The sequence below is a fragment of the Bradyrhizobium jicamae genome (assembly GCF_018130695.1).
Taxonomy (GTDB): domain Bacteria; phylum Pseudomonadota; class Alphaproteobacteria; order Rhizobiales; family Xanthobacteraceae; genus Bradyrhizobium; species Bradyrhizobium jicamae_B.
This window is the reverse complement of sequence record NZ_JAFCJX010000033.1, coordinates 17,633-34,601: the sequence shown is the minus strand read 5'-3', so window position 1 is coordinate 34,601 and position 16,969 is coordinate 17,633. Positions and strand designations below refer to the sequence as shown.

Genomic DNA, 16,969 nt, shown 5'->3' with positions numbered 1-16,969 from the left:
AGAACATCCGTCGCCCGGACAACCGGGTGACGGCCGCGATCGCTAACGGCCCCGTTCGATCTCTTCGATCAGGCTCCGCGCCTGCGGCTTCCAACCGAGCTGCCGCGCGTGCTTCGCGCGCACCCTGCTGTTCGACGCCATGGTGTCTTCGGCGGTGCCCTCGCCCCATTCGGCAGCCGCCTCCGCCATCGACATCGCCGCGGGCGGCCCCGGCAAGCCGAGCATGCGGTTGATCGCCTCGCAGAGCTCGCGCATCGAATTCTCGCCGTTCTCGGCATAGTAGAACGCACCCGGCGGTGCCTGCTCGATCGCAAGCGCATAGAGCGTCACGAGATCGTCGATATGCACGTTCGACCAGATGTTCTCCCCGGGACCGGCATGGGCGGCGTTGCCACGCTTGCGCGCGAGCCTGATCAAGAGCGGCACCTGCACGCTGTCCGGATTGGCGCCGTGGCCAACGCCATAGATCAGGCTCGGGCAGATGATGACCGGGCGGCAGCCTTTGTCGCGGTAGGAGAGAATGAGTTCGTTCAACGCCACCCGCGCCGCGCGCGCAGGCGATGGGGTGATCGGCGTATCCTCGTCAAAGACTGCATCGGACCTGTGCCCGCGAGCGCGCGTGCCGACAATGCTCGATCCCGACGTGTGAATGAACGGCTTGCCGCTTCCGGCCAATGCATCGAGCATGGCGACGACGGCGCCCTTGTGATCGGCGCTCGCCGCATTGACAACGATGTCGGCGGCTTGCGCGGCTTGCGCCAGGCGCGCTCCGTCATCCAGCGTGCCCAACAGGGGCTGGACGCCGCGGGCACGGATCGCATCGGCTTTGTCCGGAGCGCGCACCAGGCCAGTCACGTGATGACCGCGCGCGACGAGATGCGCGGCCACCGATCCTCCGATATAGCCCGACGCGCCCGTGCAGAAGATCTTCATCGGTACCTCCACCGTCATTGCAATGACGGCTGGGTCCTGTTCACCCCAGATGCTTCTTGAAAAAATCCGTCGCCCTGCCCCAGGCCAGCTCGGCGGCCTGGCGGTCGTGGACGGACTGGCGCTGCTCGTTGACGAAGGCGTGCTCGGCATCATAGCGGAACAGCTCGAGCGACTTGCCGGCGGCCATCATCGCCTTCTCGAAATTGCCGACCAGCTCCGGCGTGCACCAATCGTCCTTGTTGGCGAAATGCGCCTGCAGCGGGATTTTGACGTCGGCGGGCTTGGCCGCCTGCTCCGGCGGGATGCCGTAGAACACGACGCCGGCGGCAAGCTCGGGCACGTGCACGGAGCCGATGATGGTGACGGCGCCGCCGAGGCAGAAGCCGGTCAGGCCGACCCTCGCGCCGTTCCGGGCGAGATATTGCGCGGCGCCGCGCACGGTTTGGGTGGTCGCGTCCATGAAGTCGAGCGAGTTCATCTCCTTACCCGCCGCATCGGTGTCGTGATAGGGCACCACCTTGCCCTTGTAGAGATCGGGCGCCAGCGCGTCGAAGCCGGCCACCGCGAAGCGGTCGCACAGGCCCTTGATCTGGTCCGACAGGCCCCACCATTCCTGGATCACCACCACGCCCGGCGCATTGCCGCGCGCGGCGTTGGCGAGATAGCCGGCTGCGTCCTTGCCGTCCGGACGCTTGAAGGTGATGTTGGTGCCCATGAGTTCCTCCGGGGATGTTGTCGGCCGATTGGGGGCCATTTTGGCCGCCCCCCGCGCCGGACGCAATCGGCTCGCCAAAGCTTGATCTGGTGTCCCGGATGCTGCGCAGCGCGCCGCGCTTGCGGCGTGATGCGCTGCTGATCCGGGACCCACCTCTCACGTGTCGCAATGGGTCCCGGCTCTGCGGAGCAGCGTTGCACGCTGCACCGCGTCCGGGACACGAGGGCGAGGCAACAAAAAAGCCCCCGAAGGGGCTTTTTCAAACTTGGGATATCCAGCCTCGCCTCAGTGCGCGTTGGCCCAGACCTTCTTCTTGGTGAAGTACATCAGTCCGGCGAACAGGATCAGGAACACGAACACCTGCAGGCCGAGCCGCTTGCGCGCTTCCATGTGCGGCTCCGCGGTCCACATCAGGAACGTGGTGACGTCATGGGCGTACTGCGCCACCGTGGTGGGCGAGCCGTCATCGTAAGTCACCTGGCCGTCATTCAGCGGCTTCGGCATCTTGATGGCGTGACCGGGGTAGTACTTGTTGTAGTAGGTGCCCTCGGGGATCGTGACACCCGCCGGCGCCTTGTCCTCGAAGCCGATCAGGATCGCATTGACGTAATCCGGTCCCTGCTCCTGATACTGGCTGAAGAAGTCCAGCAGGAACCACGGGAAGCCACGCTTGTAGGAGCGCGCCTTGGTCATCAGCGAGAGGTCCGGCGGCGCCTTGCCGCCGTTGGCGGCAGCCGCGGCCTGCTCGTTCGGGAACGGCGACGGGAAGTAGTCAGCCGCGCGGCCCGGACGCTCGAACGTCTCGCCCGCATCGTTCAGGTCTTTGATCTTGTAGTCGGAGGCGAAGGCCGAGGCCTGCGCCACCGAGTAGCCGGGGCCGCCGGGATCGGCGAGGTTGCGGAACGCCACATAGGACAGGCCGTGGCAGTTGGCGCAGACTTCCTTGTAGACCTTCAGGCCGCGCTGCAGGGCGCCGCGATCAAACGTGCCCTTCCAGCCCGAGAACGACCACTTCTGCGCCGGCGGCGCGTCGCCATGATCCTCGGCCTTGGCGCTCTGCGCGCCGCCGACCAGGAGACCACCGGCCACGACCAGCACGGCCACGACCGAGGCGATCGCCTTGCCGCTCTTGGCGAGCACGTCGTCGGCGATCGAGTTCGGCACCGGCTTCGGCGTCTCGATGCGCGAGAGCAGCGGCAGCACGATCAGGAAGTAGGCGAAGTAGCAGACGGTCAGGATGCGGCCGGCGATCACGTAGACGCCTTCCGGCGGCTGCGAGCCGAGATAGCCGAGCAGCACGCAGACGACCACGAAGATCCAGAAGAACTGCTTGGCCAGCGGACGATACTTCGTCGAGCGGGTCCGTGCGCTGTCGAGCCAGGGCAGGAAGCACAGGATGATGATCGCCGAGAACATCGCCACGACGCCGGCGAGCTTGTTCGGGATCGAGCGCAGGATCGCGTAGAACGGCAGGTAGTACCATTCGGGCACGATGTGCGCCGGGGTCACGCCGGGGTTCGCCGGGATGTAGTTGTCGGCGTCGCCGAGATAGTTCGGCATATAGAAGATGAACCAGGCGTAGAAGATCAGGAAGCAGGACACGCCGAACAGGTCCTTGATGGTCGCATACGGCGTGAACGGCACGGTGTCCTTCTCGGTCTTCGGCTCGACGCCGGCCGGGTTGTTCTGGCCCGCGACGTGCAGCGCCCAGACGTGCAGCACGACGACGCCGGCGATCACGAAGGGCAACAGATAGTGCAGCGAGAAGAAGCGGTTCAGCGTCGGGTTGCCGACCGAATAGCCGCCCCACAGCAGGGTCACGATGCTTTCGCCGAAATAGGGCACGGCCGAGAACAGATTGGTGATGACGGTGGCGCCCCAGAAGCTCATCTGGCCCCACGGCAGCACATAGCCCATGAAGCCGGTCGCCATCATCAGCAGGTAGATGATCACGCCGAGGATCCACAGCACCTCGCGCGGCTCCTTGTACGACCCGTAATAGAGGCCGCGGAACATGTGGATGTAGACGGCGAAGAAGAACATCGACGCGCCGCAGGCGTGCATGTTGCGCAGCAGCCAGCCGTAATTGACGTCGCGGACGATCAGCTCGACCGACTTGAAGGCGAGGTCGGCATGCGGCGTGTAATGCATTGCCAGGATCACGCCGGTCAGGATCTGCACCGCCAGCATCATCGAGAGGATGGCGCCGAAGGTCCACCAGTAGTTCAGGTTACGCGGCGTCGGGTAGGCCACGAAGGAGGAATGAACGAGGCCAATGATCGGCAGTCGTCGTTCGAGCCATTTCAAGGCGGGGTTGCTCGGCTGATAATCGGATGGTCCGCTCATTGATGCGATCCTGAGAAGAAAAACGACGCGACGGGTTCAAGCCTCGGGCGGGGAGCCCAAGGCTTAGCCGATCTGGATTTTGGTGTCGGAAACGAAGGTGTAGGGCGGCACCGGCAGGTTCGCGGGCGCGGGCCCCTGGCGGATACGGCCGGACGAGTCGTATTGCGAGCCGTGGCAGGGGCAGAAGAAGCCGTCGTAATTGCCCTCATGAGCGATCGGGATACAGCCGAGATGGGTGCAGATGCCGATCACGACCAGCCACTGCTCATGGCCAGCCTTGACGCGGGCCGAGTCGGCCTGCGGATCGGGCAGGCTCGAGAGCGGCACCTTCTGGGCTTCCTCGATCTGCTTCTTGGTGCGATGGCTGATGTAGATCGGCTTGCCGCGCCAGAACACCTTGATGTCCTGCCCCTCGGCGACCGGCGTCAGGTCGACCTCGATCGGCGCGCCGGCGGCGATGGTCGCCGCATCCGGGTTCATCTGAGCAACGAACGGCCAGACGGTGGCGGCAGCGCCAACCGCTGCAACGGCCCCGGTTGCAACAAAAAGGAAATCACGGCGTGTCGGATGGTCCGCCGAAGACGCTGTCGTCACGATTCCTAGCCCTTTCTCTTATGCAGCCGGTGGAACCGCCCCGGAGAGCGCGGAACGCGCCCGGAAAGGCTGCCGGCGCCCGCGGCCCCCGCGGCGGCAGAAAACCACCATTCCACACCCCAATTTGGCGGAACAGCAGTCCAGAATCGTTCTATTGGCACCCTTGCCGGACGAGCGCAAGCCCGCTATCGGCTCGCGAGCGTGCAATGCACGAATTCCGCGCCAAGCGATGTTTTCCAGAGACATTTCGTCAGGACTTCACAAGGCCCTTTGAGATCATGCAGATCGCGTTGTTCCAGCCCGATATCCCCCAGAATACAGGGACTATCCTGCGGCTCTGCGCCTGCCTGGACGTGGCCGCCCACATCATCGAGCCGGCCGGCTTCGACGCCTCCGACCGCAACTTCCGCCGGGCGGGAATGGACTATCTCGACCAGGTCCGCCTGATGCGCCACGACTCATGGTCAAAATTCGAGGAATGGCGTAACGAGGCGCGCTGCCGGCTGGTCCTGTTCACGACCAGGGCGGCGACGTCCTATCTGGACTTCCAGTACACCGCCTCCGACGTGCTGCTGTTCGGGCGGGAGACCGCAGGGGTGACCGACGCGGTGGTGGCGGCGGCCGATGCGCGGCTCGTGATCCCGATCAAGCCGCCGATGCGCTCGCTCAATGTGGCGGTGACGGCGGCCATGGCCGTCGGCGAGGCGCTGCGCCAGACCGGCACGAGTTTCTGAGGGCTTTTTGGTGAGTTACGCGGTCAAGGAAATCTTTCTGACCCTGCAGGGCGAAGGCGCCCAGGCGGGCCGCGCCTCCGTGTTCTGCCGGTTCGCCGGCTGCAATCTCTGGAGCGGCCGCGAGCAGGACCGTGCCAGCGCGGTCTGCCAGTTCTGCGACACCGACTTCGTCGGCACCGACGGCACGCTCGGCGGCCGTTACGCCACCGCGAACGATCTCGCCGACACCGTCGCGGCACAATGGACCGGCGGCGCGGCCGACCGCTATGTCGTGCTGACCGGCGGCGAGCCGCTGCTGCAGGTCGACGCCGCCCTGATCGATGCCCTGCACGCGCGCGGCTTTGCCATCGCGGTCGAGACCAACGGCACCATCGCGACCCCTGATGGCCTCGACTGGATCTGCGTCAGCCCCAAGGCCGACGCCGAGCTCGTGGTCCGCAAGGGGCATGAGCTGAAGCTGGTCTATCCGCAGGCAGAGAACCGGCCTGAGGATTTTGCCGCGCTTTCCTTCGAGCGCTTCTCGCTGCAGCCGATGGACGGACCCGATGTGATCGCCAATACGAAGCGTGCGATCGAATACTGCCTTGCACATCCGCAATGGCGGCTGAGCGTGCAGACGCACAAGACGCTCGGCATCAGATAGAGACTGGATTTGAGAGAGATGTGGGAACTGACGAAATCGTTCCGCTTCGAGGCGGCCCATGCGCTGTCCGGAACGACCTTTGGCGCCGGCAGCGAGGAGATCCACGGCCACTCCTTCCGCACTGAAGTCACCATCCGCGGCACGCCGGACCCGAAGACGGGCATGGTTGTTGATCTCGGCCTGCTCGAACGCAGCATGGCCGAGGTGCAGAAGACGCTCGACCACAAGCTGCTCAACCGGATCGAGGCGCTCGGCCTGCCGACGCTGGAGAACCTGTCGCGTTTCATCTGGGAACGGCTGCAGCACACCGGCAAGCTGACCCGCGTCAGCGTGCATCGCGACAGCTGCAACGAGAGCTGCACCTATTACGGACCGCGGGAATAGCCATGCTGCCCACCGACACCGCCATCATCGAGGATCGCAAGAGCCGCGCGCGGGCCTGGTTCGAGGAACTGCGCAACGACATCTGCGCGGCGTTCGAGCGGCTCGAGGACGACGCGCCCGCTTCGCTCTATTCGGGCGAGGCCGGCCGTTTCGTGCGCACGCCCTGGGATCGCACCGACCATTCCGGCAAGCCCGGCGGCGGCGGCGTGATGTCGGTCATGAAGGGCCGGCTGTTCGAGAAGGTCGGCGTGCACTGCTCGACCGTGCATGGCGAGTTCGCGCCGGAATTCCGCGCGCAGATTCCGGGTGCCGCCGACGATCCCCGGTTCTGGGCCTCGGGCATCTCGCTGATCGCGCACATGCACAATCCGAACGTGCCCGCCGTGCACATGAACACGCGCTTCGTCGTCACCACCAAGGCGTGGTTCGGCGGCGGCGCCGATCTGACGCCGGTGCTCGACCGCCGCCGCACCCAGGAGGACGCCGACACGGTCGCCTTCCATGCCGCGATGAAGGAAGCCTGTACCGGGCCGAACGGCGTTGCCTATTACGACAAGTACAAGAAGTGGTGCGACGACTATTTCTACCTGCCGCACCGGAAAGAGGCGCGCGGCATCGGCGGCATCTTCTACGACTGGCATGACAGCGGCGACTGGGACGCCGACCTCGCCTTCACCCAGGACGTCGGCCGCGCATTCCTGAAGATTTATCCGGAGCTGGTGCGGCGCAATTTCGCGGCGCCGTGGACGGAAGCCGACCGCGAGGAGCAGCTGATCCGCCGCGGACGCTATGTCGAGTTCAACCTGCTCTACGATCGCGGCACGATCTTCGGGCTGAAGACCGGCGGCAATGTGGATTCGATCTTGTCGTCGCTGCCGCCGGAGGTGAAATGGCCGTGACGACGACAAAACTGCCGCGGGCGATGCTGATCGACATGGATGACACCATCCTGTCGGCTTACGGCCGGCCCGAGATCGCCTGGAACACGATCGCGGAGGAATTCGCCGGGGAATTATCGCCGCTGCCGCCGCATCAGGTCGCGGCCGCCGTGCTGGCCTATGCGCGGCAGTTCTGGTCCACCGCCGAGCCGATCTGGCGGATGAAGCTCGGCGAGGCGCGGCGGCTGACGGTGCGCGGCGGCTTCGCGGCGCTGGCAGCCGAGGGCCTGCGCGCCCTGCCCGACGATCTCGCCAATCGGCTCGCCGACCGCTTCACCACCTATCGCGAAGAGGCGATCTTCGTATTCCCGGGCGCGCATGACGCGATCGACGCGTTCAAGGCGCACGGCGTCAAGCTCGCGCTGGTCACCAACGGTGCCGCCGAGATGCAGCGCGCCAAGGTCGAGCGCTTCGAGCTGACGCATCGCTTCGATCACATCCAGATCGAGGGTGAGCACGGGTTCGGCAAGCCGGAGGAGCGCGCCTATCTGCATGCGATGGAAGCGCTCGGCGTCACGCCTGCGGACACCTGGATGATCGGCGACAATCTCGAATGGGAAGTCGTGACGCCGCAGCGGCTCGGCATCTACTCGATCTGGATCGATGTCCATGGCGACGGCCTGCCGCCGGGCTCGACCGTGAAGCCCGACCGCGTCATCCGCTCGCTGACCGAGTTGGTGCCGGCCGCGCGCAAGTAGTTCCTCACCAATAGTTTCCACGACAAATCCACCGCGCGACGCGTGGATCGTGATCGGACTGTCATCACCGCTCGCTAGCCTGCCGTCCGCGTCATCAAACGCGGAGGGAAATCATGGAACTGAAACCAGGCGACGTCGCGATCCTGAAATCCGGCGGCCACCCGGTCACGGTGGTGGAAGTCAGCGAGGACAAGGCCGAGTGTCTCTGGATGGGCGTCGATGGCGACCTGTTCCGCGACACGCTGCCGCTCATTGCACTCGAATCCACCGAGCTCGATGATTCCGAGGACGAGGACGAAGATCACGACGAGGATGAAGACGAGAACGGCGACGAAGCAGAGGACGATGAGGCCGAGGACGACGATCGCAAGAAGAAAAAGCGCAAGGCGGCGTAACGATCGCGCCTGACTGTCAGCGGGCTCTCGCCCTCATCAGAGAGCCCGCAGCGCGCTCGAGATCATCACGAGGCCGCCGGTGATCACCGCGGCATCGAGGATCCAGGTGTGGATATGCACCGGCATCCGCTCGACGAAGGCCTTGGCGAGGAATGCGCCGGGGATCGCGATGCCGCCGATCAACACGGCAAAGGCCAGCACCTGCGCGCTGACGGCGCCGGCCATGCCGAACACCGAGATCTTCACCGCACTGGTCGCAAGCGAGATCACCGCGTCGGTCGCGATCACGGCGGCGCCTTCGAGGCCCGCCGCCATCAACAGCGACAGCAGGATCACGCCGGAGCCCGAGGTGCCGCCGACCAGAACGCCGTAACCGACAGCGCCGGCGGCCAGACCGCTATCACCGATCCGCACGCTGTGACGGCGAAGCATGCGGCGCAGCGGCACGCTCAGGATCAGCATGCTGCCGATCACGATGGCCGCGCCCTTGCCGGTCAGCCGCGTATAGCCGTAGGCGCCGAGCGCGGTGGTGAGGATCGCGCACGCGACCACGATGCCCGCCTTGCGGCGGTCGGCATAACGGACATAGGCGACGAAGCGGCTGAGATTGGTGAAGATCGAGGAGATCGCGATGATCGGCACCACGGGCTCCGCGCCGACCAGCGGCACCAGCACCAGCGGCATCAGCGCGCCGGTGCCGTAACCGGCGAGACCGCCGATCACGGAAGCAAACAAAGCAACGGCTGCAACGAGAACAAGCTGGGCGAGCGAGATGTTGGCGAAGCCTGAAAGAAGGTTCACAGCCTGTGGTCGCGCCTGAAACGGGAAATGGTCTGGTCGGCGATGGCCGACAGCGCCGATGGCTCGAGAGGGAAGTCCGCCGCGAGCCAAGCGTCCTCGGCCAAGGCCAGCACATGCCCGAGTGCCGGCCCTTCCGCAATCCCGCGGGCGATGAAATCCGCAGCCTTCAACGGAAAGTGAGGGGCCTGCCAGCGCTGCGGCAGCGTCGCGAGCGCGCGCCACTGCGCGACGTCGCTCGACGCGCCGCTGCGTGCCCAGGCGAGCAGCAGCCGATCGCGATAGGACTCCACGCCGAGCCGGTAGAGCCGGCGTCGCGCCCGCGCCTCGTCCATGCCCGGCAACCGCCACCAGCGATGGCCCATCGAATCCAGCGCCTTGGCCTCGGCATTGGAGAGCCGCAGCCGCGTCGTCACCCGCCGCGCGTCTTCGGTCACCGCAACCGTCAGCGCCCCGAGCCGGCGGATCGCGCTCGGGTCAAGCCCCATCGCCTGCTCGATGTCGATCATGTCAGCGAACGGCCCGGTGTAGCAGACGCCGCCGACCAGCGGCTGCAGCAGCCCGCCATCGGCCATCGCCACGACGGCGGACGCCGCACCCCTGGCGACCACGAGCTTCAGCATCTCCATGCGGATGCGCTCGGCCGAGAGACCCGACAGGCCGCCGCGGCCTGAAATGCAGGCGAGATAGCCGGCGCGGTCAGGCGCGCCGTCGCCATAGGCGGCGTGGAAGCGGAAGAAGCGCAGGATGCGCAGGTAATCCTCGGCGATGCGCTGCGCGGGATCGCCGATGAAGCGAATGCGCCGCGCTTCGATGTCGGCGAGACCGCCGACATGGTCATGCACGACCCCGGCCGCGTCGACCGAGAGACCATTGATGGTGAAATCGCGCCGCTCGGCATCGCGCACCCAGTCGCGGCCGAACGAGACCTTGGCGCGGCGGCCGTCGGTCTCGGTGTCCTCGCGCAAGGTCGTCACCTCGAACGGCTCGCTCTCGACCACAAGCGTCACGGTGCCGTGCGCGATCCCGGTCGGCACGCTCTTGATGCCGGCTTCCTTCGCGCGGCGCACCACCTCGTCGGGAACTGCCGTCGTCGCGATGTCGATGTCGCCGAGCGGGATGTCCATCAGCGCGTTGCGCACCGCGCCGCCGATCACCCGCGCCTCCTCGCCGCCGCCATTGAGCAGCGCCAGCACGCGCGCGGCCGGACCCGACTTCAACCACGGAGCGTCGGTCAGTGCGCGCGCCGTCATTTCTCAACTCCGGGCACCAGCCGGCCATCCTCGATATGGGCGGGCACATAGGTCGAGCCTGGCGGCGCGCCGCTGAAATTCGCCAGCATCACGAAGCCGATCAAGACCAGCACCAGCGCACCGAGCGTCAGCTTCGCCAGCATGTGCAGCGGCCAGGACGCCCGCGCCATCACGCCGGAGCGCGTCGCAATCAGGAACAGGGCATAGACCACGAACGGGATCAGGAAGATTCCGACCTCGGTCAGGACCGCCCGGATCATGGCAGATAGATCCGCTCATAAAGCACGCGCAGGATGCCCGCGGTGGCGCCCCAGATGTAGCGCTCGGCGAACGGCATCGCGTAGTAGGAGCGATCCATGCCGCGGAATTCCTTGGTATGGATCTGGTGGTTTTCCGGATTCATCAGGAAGGCGAGCGGCACCTCGAAGGCATCGACCACCTCGCCCTCGTTGATCTTGAGCGAAAAGCCCGGCTTCACCTTGGCGACCGTCGGCAGGATGCGGAAGCCGAACGCGGTGCCGTAGAGATCGAGATAGCCGATCGGCTCGATGAAATCGCGCTTCAGCCCGACCTCTTCCCAGGCCTCGCGCAACGCCGCGTCGAGCGGCGAGGCATCGGTGGCGTCGATCTTGCCGCCGGGAAACGAAATCTGGCCGGCGTGACTCGACAGATGCGGCGAGCGCTGCGTCAGCAACACCGTCGGCTCGCGATGATCGACCACCGGGATCAGCACCGCGGCGGGGCGCACCGGCTGCTCCTGCGCGACGATCTCCAGCATGCGGTCGTTGCCGGAGTCGCCGGTGCGCGGAATGATGTTGGGATCGACCAGCCCCGGCGGCACGTCGAAGCTCAGCCGCGCACGGCCGCGCGCAAAGAATTCCGCCGAGCCGACCGTCGCGGGCTCCTTCAGCATCGGCCCGTTCAAAGCGCGTCCCTCACCTGTTGCGCGTCCGCCATCGCGAAGAACTCGCCGCCCGACTCGACCCCGAACATGGGCTCGCCATCGACCATCCGCTCCTCACCCATGTCAACCAGATCGTAGTACAGCGCACGCGTCACCTTGGCCCAGAGATCGGCGCGGACGTGCAGATACGGCGTCAACCCGCCATCTTCCGCGGCTTCAAACCGCAGGCCGTGTCCCTCTTCGCAATCGACCCAGTCGTCGACATTGGTGCGGAACCTGAGCAGACGCCCCCGCGCATCCTCATCCTTCTGCATCTCAACCGCCATAAACGGCGCGTCGTCGACGCGGATGCCGACCTTCTCCACCGGCGTCACGAGAAAGTGCTTAGTCCCCTCGCGCTTCAGGATGGTGGAGAACAGCCGCACCAGCGCCGGCCGGCCGATCGGTGTTCCCATGTAGAACCACGTTCCATCGCCCGCGATTCGCATGTCGAGATCGCCGCAGAACGGCGGATTCCACAAATGCACCGGAGGCAAGCCTTTGCCGCCGGATGGGTTTGTCTTCGCCGCATGGCTCGCAGCGGCGGTGAGGCCTTCGAGACCTTTGCCGCCGAGGGCCGTGTTTTCCCGGCCTTGCCCGCTTTGCCCTTGCTTCGCCATTGTTTGCCTTAAGCTTTCGAAGCCTCAATCTGGCACGATTGGTGCACGTTGCCATAGATGTGCGCGGGAGGTCATTCTCGCCACATCGTGATGCCGTTCATACCCCGAAATACCGATAAGGTGGGGATAGTTTAACTCAACGAATACATGGCCTTCGCTTAGGTTTAGCATGTGTCCATGGCATGGCGGTGTGCGTCACGGCGCAGAGCCGAGAAGGAGCTGACGGAATGGCCGGTGCAGACAGCGTCGAGAAACTGGAGGATGTGATCGTCCGTTCGGCCGAACAGGTCGCAGGCCAGATCCGCGCCGCCAAGGAAGCGATATCCACCGTCATTTTTGGCCAGGAGCGGGTGATCGAAAACACCCTGGTGACGATCCTGTCGGGCGGACATGCGCTGCTGATCGGCGTCCCCGGCCTTGCGAAAACAAAACTGGTCGAGACCCTCGGCGTCACGCTCGGCCTAGACGCCAAGCGCATCCAGTTCACGCCCGACCTGATGCCATCAGACATCCTCGGCGCCGAGGTGCTCGACGAGAGCAGCGCCGGCAAGCGCTCGTTCCGCTTCATCTCGGGCCCGGTGTTCGCGCAGCTGTTGATGGCCGACGAGATCAACCGCGCCAGCCCGCGCACGCAATCGGCGCTGCTGCAGGCGATGCAGGAGCAGCACATCACGGTCGCCGGCGCACGGCACGATCTGCCGAAGCCGTTCCACGTGCTGGCGACGCAGAACCCGCTGGAGCAGGAAGGCACCTATCCGCTGCCCGAAGCGCAGCTCGACCGCTTCCTGATGGAGATCGACGTCGACTATCCCGATCGCGACGCCGAACGCCGCATCCTGTTCGAAACCACCGGCGCCGAAGAGACGCTGGCCAAGGCCGCGATGGATGCGGAGACGCTGGTCTCGGCGCAACGGCTGGTGCGCCGCCTGCCGGTCGGCGACAGCGTGGTCGAAGCGATCCTGTCGCTGGTGCGCGCCGCGCGTCCCGGCCCCGAGGGGGGCGAAGCCGGCAAGCTGATCGCCTGGGGTCCGGGGCCGCGCGCCAGCCAATCGCTGATGCTCGCGGTGCGCGCCCGCGCACTGCTCGACGGACGTCTCGCGCCCTCGATCGACGACGTGCTCGATCTTGCCGAACCTGTGCTGAAGCACCGCATGGCGCTGACCTTCTCGGCGCGCGCGGAAGGGCGCACCATTCCCGATGTCATCAGGCAATTGAAGACGCGGATCGGTTGATGGCCGTTAGCGACAAGCAGCAGAACGGGGAGATTCTGGCAGTCCGACGTGCTGATGGCGAAAGCCGAACGCTCGCCGCATCGCTGCCGCGTCTGGTGCTTGAGGCCCGCCGCATCGCCGCCAATGTGATCCACGGCCTGCACGGCCGCCGCCGCGCCGGCGCCGGCGAAAGCTTTTGGCAATATCGCCGCTTCGTCTCCGGCGAGCCGGCGCAGCGCGTCGACTGGCGCCGCTCGGCGCGCGACGATCATCTCTATGTCCGCGAGCAGGAATGGGAGGCCGCGCACACGGTGTGGATCTGGCCCGACCGCTCGCCGTCGATGGCCTTTGCCTCCCGCGACGCGCGCGACAGCAAGCTCGAGCGCGGCTTGATCGTCGCATTCGCGCTGGCCGAGCTTCTGGTCGCCGGCGGCGAACGCGTCGGCGTTCCCGGCCTGATGAACCCAACCGCGAGCCGCGGCGTGATCGACAAGATGGCGCAGGCGATGCTGCATGACGACACGACGCGCGCCAGCCTGCCGCCGTCCTTCGTGCCGTCGTCGCTCGCCGAGATCGTGGTGCTGTCCGACTTCTGGTCGCCGATCCCTGAGATCACGACGATGCTGGCGGGTCTCTCCGCCTCCGGCGCACATGGCACGCTGGTGCAGATCGTCGATCCCGCCGAGGAGACCTTCCCCTATTCCGGCCGCGTCGAGTTCGTCGAGCCCGAGGGCGGCGAGAAGATCACCGCGGGCCGCGCCGAGAGCTGGGCGAACGACTATGTCACGCGGGTCGCGCTGCATCGCGACCAGATCCGGGCCGAGACCAACCGGCTCGACTGGCTGTTCTCGACCCACACGACGAGCCGCTCCGCGGCCGAGCTGCTGCTGTTCCTGCACGCCGGCATGGCGGTCAGCAAGGGCGGCGGACGGTCGACGGTCAAAGTGGGGCTCAGCGCATGATCGCAGGCCTGCCGCTGTCCTTTGCCGAACCGATGCTGCTGCTGGGTTTGCTGAGCCTGCCGGTGCTGTGGTGGCTGCTGCGGGTGATGCCGCCGCGGCCGCGCCGGATCGAATTCCCGCCGACCCGGCTGCTGTTCGACATCGCGCCGAAGGAAGAGACGCCGGCACGCACGCCGTGGTGGCTGACCCTGCTGCGGCTGACCGCCGCAGCCCTCGTCATCCTCGCCGCCGCCGGCCCGATCTGGAATCCGCAAGTTGGCCTCGCCGCCAGCAAGGCGCCGCTGATGATCCTGCTCGACGACGGCTGGAGCTCGGCCGCGAGCTGGGACGCGCGGATCAAGACCGCCGACGAGCTGATCGCCAATGCCGACAATGACCGCCGCGGCGTCGCGCTGGTGCCGCTGTCGGAGCCGGCACGCGACATCACGCTGATGACCGCCGGCACGGCGCGCGTCGCGCTGCGGCAGTTCGCGCCCAAGCCCTATTCGGTCGACCGCGTCGAAACGCTGGGCGTGATCGGACGTTTCCTCAAATCCACCGGTGATTGCGAGGTCGCCTGGTTGTCCGACGGCGTCGATACCGGGCGTGGCAGCGAATTCGCGGAAGGCCTCGGAAAGGTGATCGAGAGCCGCACCCTGACCATCTTCGAAGGCGGCGCGCCCTCGGCGCAGGCGCTGGTCGCGGCCGAGAACGCCGCCGCCAAGATGACGGTGAAAGTGCTGCGCACCGAAAACGGCATCGCCGGCGGCGTGGTGCGCGCGACCGACACGAAGGGCTCGCCGATCGGCGAAGCCCGCTACGCATTCGCCCCGCAGGACCGCGAGACCGAGGCCGCCTTCGACCTGCCGGTCGAGCTGCGCAACGACATCGCGCGGCTCGAAATCTCCGGCGAGCGTTCGGCCGGCGCCGTGCAGCTGCTCGACAAGCGCTGGCGCCGCCGCGCCATCGGCGTGGTCTCCGGCGCAACCAGCGACACCGCGCAGCCGCTGCTCGCCTCGACCTTCTATCTGTCGCGCGCGCTGCAGCCGTTTGCCGACGTGCGTCTCGGCGATCGCGGCGCGCCGCAGCAGGTGGTCGCGCAATTCCTCGACCAGCGTCTTCCCATGATTGTCATGGCCGATGTCGGCACACTGTCGCCCGAGATCCGCGACCGGCTCAATGCCTGGATCGAGCAGGGCGGCGTGCTGGTGCGCTTCGCCGGCCCGCGGCTGGCGCAGGCCGAGGACGGTCTGGTGCCGGTGAAGCTGCGCAAGGGTGGCCGCACGCTGGGCGGCAGCCTGACCTGGGAGAAGCCGCAACACATGGCCTCGTTCTCTGCCGACGGCCCGTTCGCCGGCCTCAATGTGCCCAAGGACATCACCGTGAGCCGGCAGGTGCTGGCCGAGCCCGACGCCGTGCTCGCGACCAAGAGCTGGGCCTCGCTGGAAGACGGCACGCCGCTGGTCACCGGCGAGCATCGCGGCAAGGGCGTGATCAGCCTGTTCCATGTCGGCGCCGACATGCGCTGGTCGGACCTGCCGATGTCCGGCACCTTCGTCGAGATGCTGCGGCGGCTGGTCGACATGTCCGGCTACACCGCAAAGCCCGGCCCGGGCGTCGCGGGCGAGCAGACCTCGGAGACGGTGGCACCGCTGCGCACGCTCGACGGCTTCGGCGCCTTCGGGCCGCCGCCGTCGACCGCCAAGCCGATGCCGGCGGATTATCGTGACCGCGCCACCGCGGAGCATCCGCCCGGCTTCTACGGCACGGCTGAAGGTCCGATTGCCGTCAACACGCTGGCCTCTTCCGACCGCATCGCCCCGCTCGACACGTCGGGCCTGCGCGCGCGACGCGCCAGCTACACCAATGCCGAGCCGCGCGACCTGCGCGGCATCCTGCTGTCGTCGTCGCTGGCGCTGTTCCTGATCGACGCCATCGTGGTCGCGATGCTCGGCGCAGGGCTCGCCGCGCTGCTGCGCCGTCGCGCCGCGCCGGCGGCGCTCGCGATCGCCTTCCTGCTGGCGGCCATGTCGCCCTCGCCGACGCGTGCGGAGAGCAACGACGACTTCGCGATGAAGTCGACCTCGCAGACCCGCCTCGCCTACGTCGTCACCGGCAATGCCGACGTCGATTCCATCGTCAAGGCCGGCATGGCGGGGCTGACCCTGTTCCTGGCACAGCGCACGGCGCTGGAAGCCGGCGATCCCGTCGGCGTCGATCCGGCCCGCGACGAGCTCGCGTTCTTCCCGCTGATCTACTGGCCGATCGTGCCCGGCGCGCCGAAGCCGCCGCAGGACGCCATCAACAAGATCGACGCCTACATGAAGCAGGGCGGCACCGTGGTGTTCGATACCCGCGACGCCATCGAGGCTTCGCCAAGCGACACCAGCGGCTCGCAGACGCCGGGCATGCGGACGCTGCGCGAACTGCTCTCCAGCCTCGACGTGCCCGAGCTCGAGCCGGTGCCGCGCGAGCACGTGCTGACCAAGACGTTCTATCTGCTGCGCGACTTCCCCGGCCGCTTCAATTCCGGCCAGACCTGGGTCGAGGCCCTGCCGCGCGAGGAGGATGACGAGGCGGCCCAGCGTCCGGCGCGCGGCGGCGACGGCGTCTCGCCGATCATCATCACCTCGAACGACCTCGCCGGCGCCTGGGCGATCCGGCCCGACGGCCAGGCGATGCTGCCGCTCACCCCCAGCGAACCGCGCCAGCGCGAATTCGCCTTCCGCGCCGGCGTCAACATCGTGATGTACACGCTGACCGGCAACTACAAGGCCGACCAGGTGCACGCGCCTGCGCTGATCGAGCGGTTGGGGCAATAAT

At 66.8% G+C, this 16,969-nt stretch carries 18 protein-coding genes; 9 read left to right on the top strand and 9 right to left on the bottom strand.

Going from position 1 to position 16,969, the window contains the following annotated elements; all coding sequences use genetic code 11:
• Window positions 1-42 precede the first annotated feature (42 nt).
• The 4 genes from JQ604_RS34365 to petA all read right to left on the bottom strand — a co-directional run bounded on the left by JQ604_RS34365 (window position 43) and on the right by petA (window position 4,588).
• Window positions 43-933, bottom strand: a complete 891-nt coding sequence (locus JQ604_RS34365) for an NAD-dependent epimerase/dehydratase family protein (RefSeq protein ID WP_212365163.1) — start codon at window positions 931-933, stop codon at window positions 43-45.
• Between the two features lie 40 nt (window positions 934-973).
• A complete protein-coding gene (locus JQ604_RS34360; protein WP_212365162.1) occupies window positions 974-1,648 on the bottom strand; it encodes a dienelactone hydrolase family protein in 675 nt (224 codons plus the stop codon).
• 285 nt (window positions 1,649-1,933) lie between these two features.
• Window positions 1,934-3,994 carry a cytochrome c1 gene (locus tag JQ604_RS34355; RefSeq protein WP_212365161.1) on the bottom strand — a complete coding sequence of 687 codons (2,061 nt, stop codon included), beginning with the start codon at window positions 3,992-3,994 and terminating at the stop codon, window positions 1,934-1,936.
• Window positions 3,995-4,057: 63 nt separating this feature from the next.
• Window positions 4,058-4,588 (bottom strand): ubiquinol-cytochrome c reductase iron-sulfur subunit, encoded by a 531-nt coding sequence (petA, locus tag JQ604_RS34350; RefSeq protein ID WP_212365160.1) that lies wholly within the window; start codon window positions 4,586-4,588, stop codon window positions 4,058-4,060.
• Window positions 4,589-4,866: 278 nt separating this feature from the next.
• On the opposite strand from petA, the gene JQ604_RS34345 reads away from it, so the two are divergent.
• The 6 genes from JQ604_RS34345 to JQ604_RS34320 all read left to right on the top strand — a co-directional run bounded on the left by JQ604_RS34345 (window position 4,867) and on the right by JQ604_RS34320 (window position 8,380).
• Complete coding sequence (locus tag JQ604_RS34345) at window positions 4,867-5,322, top strand: tRNA (cytidine(34)-2'-O)-methyltransferase (protein WP_212365159.1); 456 nt, start codon at window positions 4,867-4,869, stop codon at window positions 5,320-5,322.
• A gap of 10 nt (window positions 5,323-5,332) precedes the next feature.
• Window positions 5,333-5,965: a 7-carboxy-7-deazaguanine synthase gene (gene queE / locus JQ604_RS34340; RefSeq protein WP_212365158.1), complete on the top strand. Its 633-nt coding sequence runs from the start codon at window positions 5,333-5,335 to the stop codon at window positions 5,963-5,965.
• Window positions 5,966-5,983: 18 nt separating this feature from the next.
• Window positions 5,984-6,349, top strand: a complete 366-nt coding sequence (locus JQ604_RS34335; RefSeq protein ID WP_212365157.1) for a 6-pyruvoyl trahydropterin synthase family protein — start codon at window positions 5,984-5,986, stop codon at window positions 6,347-6,349.
• A 2-nt stretch (window positions 6,350-6,351) separates the two neighbouring features.
• Window positions 6,352-7,248: an oxygen-dependent coproporphyrinogen oxidase gene (gene hemF / locus JQ604_RS34330; RefSeq protein ID WP_212365156.1), complete on the top strand. Its 897-nt coding sequence runs from the start codon at window positions 6,352-6,354 to the stop codon at window positions 7,246-7,248.
• The gene (locus JQ604_RS34325) at window positions 7,239-7,985 is read left to right on the top strand and encodes an HAD family hydrolase (protein WP_212365155.1); all 747 of its coding nucleotides are present in this window, start codon (window positions 7,239-7,241) and stop codon (window positions 7,983-7,985) included. The genes hemF and JQ604_RS34325 overlap by 10 nt, the downstream gene beginning before the upstream one ends.
• Window positions 7,986-8,098: 113 nt before the next feature.
• Window positions 8,099-8,380 (top strand): DUF2158 domain-containing protein, encoded by a 282-nt coding sequence (locus JQ604_RS34320; protein ID WP_212365154.1) that lies wholly within the window; start codon window positions 8,099-8,101, stop codon window positions 8,378-8,380.
• 36 nt (window positions 8,381-8,416) lie between these two features.
• Here the strand turns inward: JQ604_RS34320 and JQ604_RS34315 are convergent, their stop codons facing one another.
• From JQ604_RS34315 to JQ604_RS34295, 5 genes are read right to left on the bottom strand one after another with little or no spacing between them, the layout of a single operon-like run.
• The gene (locus JQ604_RS34315; protein WP_212365153.1) at window positions 8,417-9,181 is read right to left on the bottom strand and encodes a TSUP family transporter; all 765 of its coding nucleotides are present in this window, start codon (window positions 9,179-9,181) and stop codon (window positions 8,417-8,419) included.
• A complete protein-coding gene (locus JQ604_RS34310; RefSeq protein ID WP_212365152.1) occupies window positions 9,178-10,431 on the bottom strand; it encodes a CCA tRNA nucleotidyltransferase in 1,254 nt (417 codons plus the stop codon). Before JQ604_RS34310 ends, JQ604_RS34315 begins: the two co-directional genes overlap by 4 nt.
• Window positions 10,428-10,691 carry a DUF6111 family protein gene (locus tag JQ604_RS34305; protein WP_212365151.1) on the bottom strand — a complete coding sequence of 88 codons (264 nt, stop codon included), beginning with the start codon at window positions 10,689-10,691 and terminating at the stop codon, window positions 10,428-10,430. Before JQ604_RS34305 ends, JQ604_RS34310 begins: the two co-directional genes overlap by 4 nt.
• Entirely contained in the window at window positions 10,688-11,344 is a 657-nt protein-coding gene (locus JQ604_RS34300; RefSeq protein WP_433996312.1) for a CoA pyrophosphatase, read from the bottom strand. Before JQ604_RS34300 ends, JQ604_RS34305 begins: the two co-directional genes overlap by 4 nt.
• An 8-nt stretch (window positions 11,345-11,352) precedes the next feature.
• Window positions 11,353-11,994, bottom strand: coding sequence for a DUF1285 domain-containing protein (locus JQ604_RS34295; RefSeq protein WP_212365149.1), 642 nt, complete (start codon window positions 11,992-11,994; stop codon window positions 11,353-11,355).
• A gap of 227 nt (window positions 11,995-12,221) precedes the next feature.
• On the opposite strand from JQ604_RS34295, the gene JQ604_RS34290 reads away from it, so the two are divergent.
• Genes JQ604_RS34290 through JQ604_RS34280 form a run of 3 tightly spaced genes read left to right on the top strand, consistent with a single transcriptional unit; the run spans window position 12,222 to window position 16,968 of the window.
• Window positions 12,222-13,226 (top strand): AAA family ATPase, encoded by a 1,005-nt coding sequence (locus JQ604_RS34290; protein WP_212365148.1) that lies wholly within the window; start codon window positions 12,222-12,224, stop codon window positions 13,224-13,226.
• The gene (locus JQ604_RS34285; RefSeq protein ID WP_212365147.1) at window positions 13,226-14,167 is read left to right on the top strand and encodes a DUF58 domain-containing protein; all 942 of its coding nucleotides are present in this window, start codon (window positions 13,226-13,228) and stop codon (window positions 14,165-14,167) included. Before JQ604_RS34290 ends, JQ604_RS34285 begins: the two co-directional genes overlap by 1 nt.
• Window positions 14,167-16,968: a DUF4159 domain-containing protein gene (locus JQ604_RS34280; protein ID WP_212365219.1), complete on the top strand. Its 2,802-nt coding sequence runs from the start codon at window positions 14,167-14,169 to the stop codon at window positions 16,966-16,968. Before JQ604_RS34285 ends, JQ604_RS34280 begins: the two co-directional genes overlap by 1 nt.
• Window position 16,969 lies beyond the last annotated feature (1 nt).

Bases quoted from the DNA above. Each gene is read 5' to 3' on its own strand.
- JQ604_RS34365 (WP_212365163.1), bottom strand. From the start codon at position 933: ATGAAGATCTTCTGCACGGGCGCGTCGGGCTATATCGGAGGATCGGTG.
- JQ604_RS34360 (WP_212365162.1), bottom strand. From the start codon at position 1,648: ATGGGCACCAACATCACCTTCAAGCGTCCGGACGGCAAGGACGCAGCC.
- JQ604_RS34355 (WP_212365161.1), bottom strand. From the start codon at position 3,994: ATGAGCGGACCATCCGATTATCAGCCGAGCAACCCCGCCTTGAAATGG.
- JQ604_RS34345 (WP_212365159.1), top strand. From the start codon at position 4,867: ATGCAGATCGCGTTGTTCCAGCCCGATATCCCCCAGAATACAGGGACT.
- JQ604_RS34335 (WP_212365157.1), top strand. From the start codon at position 5,984: ATGTGGGAACTGACGAAATCGTTCCGCTTCGAGGCGGCCCATGCGCTG.
- hemF (WP_212365156.1), top strand. From the start codon at position 6,352: ATGCTGCCCACCGACACCGCCATCATCGAGGATCGCAAGAGCCGCGCG.
- JQ604_RS34325 (WP_212365155.1), top strand. From the start codon at position 7,239: ATGGCCGTGACGACGACAAAACTGCCGCGGGCGATGCTGATCGACATG.
- JQ604_RS34320 (WP_212365154.1), top strand. From the start codon at position 8,099: ATGGAACTGAAACCAGGCGACGTCGCGATCCTGAAATCCGGCGGCCAC.
- JQ604_RS34310 (WP_212365152.1), bottom strand. From the start codon at position 10,431: ATGACGGCGCGCGCACTGACCGACGCTCCGTGGTTGAAGTCGGGTCCG.
- JQ604_RS34305 (WP_212365151.1), bottom strand. From the start codon at position 10,691: ATGATCCGGGCGGTCCTGACCGAGGTCGGAATCTTCCTGATCCCGTTC.
- JQ604_RS34300 (WP_433996312.1), bottom strand. From the start codon at position 11,344: ATGCTGAAGGAGCCCGCGACGGTCGGCTCGGCGGAATTCTTTGCGCGC.
- JQ604_RS34295 (WP_212365149.1), bottom strand. From the start codon at position 11,994: ATGGCGAAGCAAGGGCAAAGCGGGCAAGGCCGGGAAAACACGGCCCTC.
- JQ604_RS34290 (WP_212365148.1), top strand. From the start codon at position 12,222: ATGGCCGGTGCAGACAGCGTCGAGAAACTGGAGGATGTGATCGTCCGT.
- JQ604_RS34285 (WP_212365147.1), top strand. From the start codon at position 13,226: ATGGCCGTTAGCGACAAGCAGCAGAACGGGGAGATTCTGGCAGTCCGA.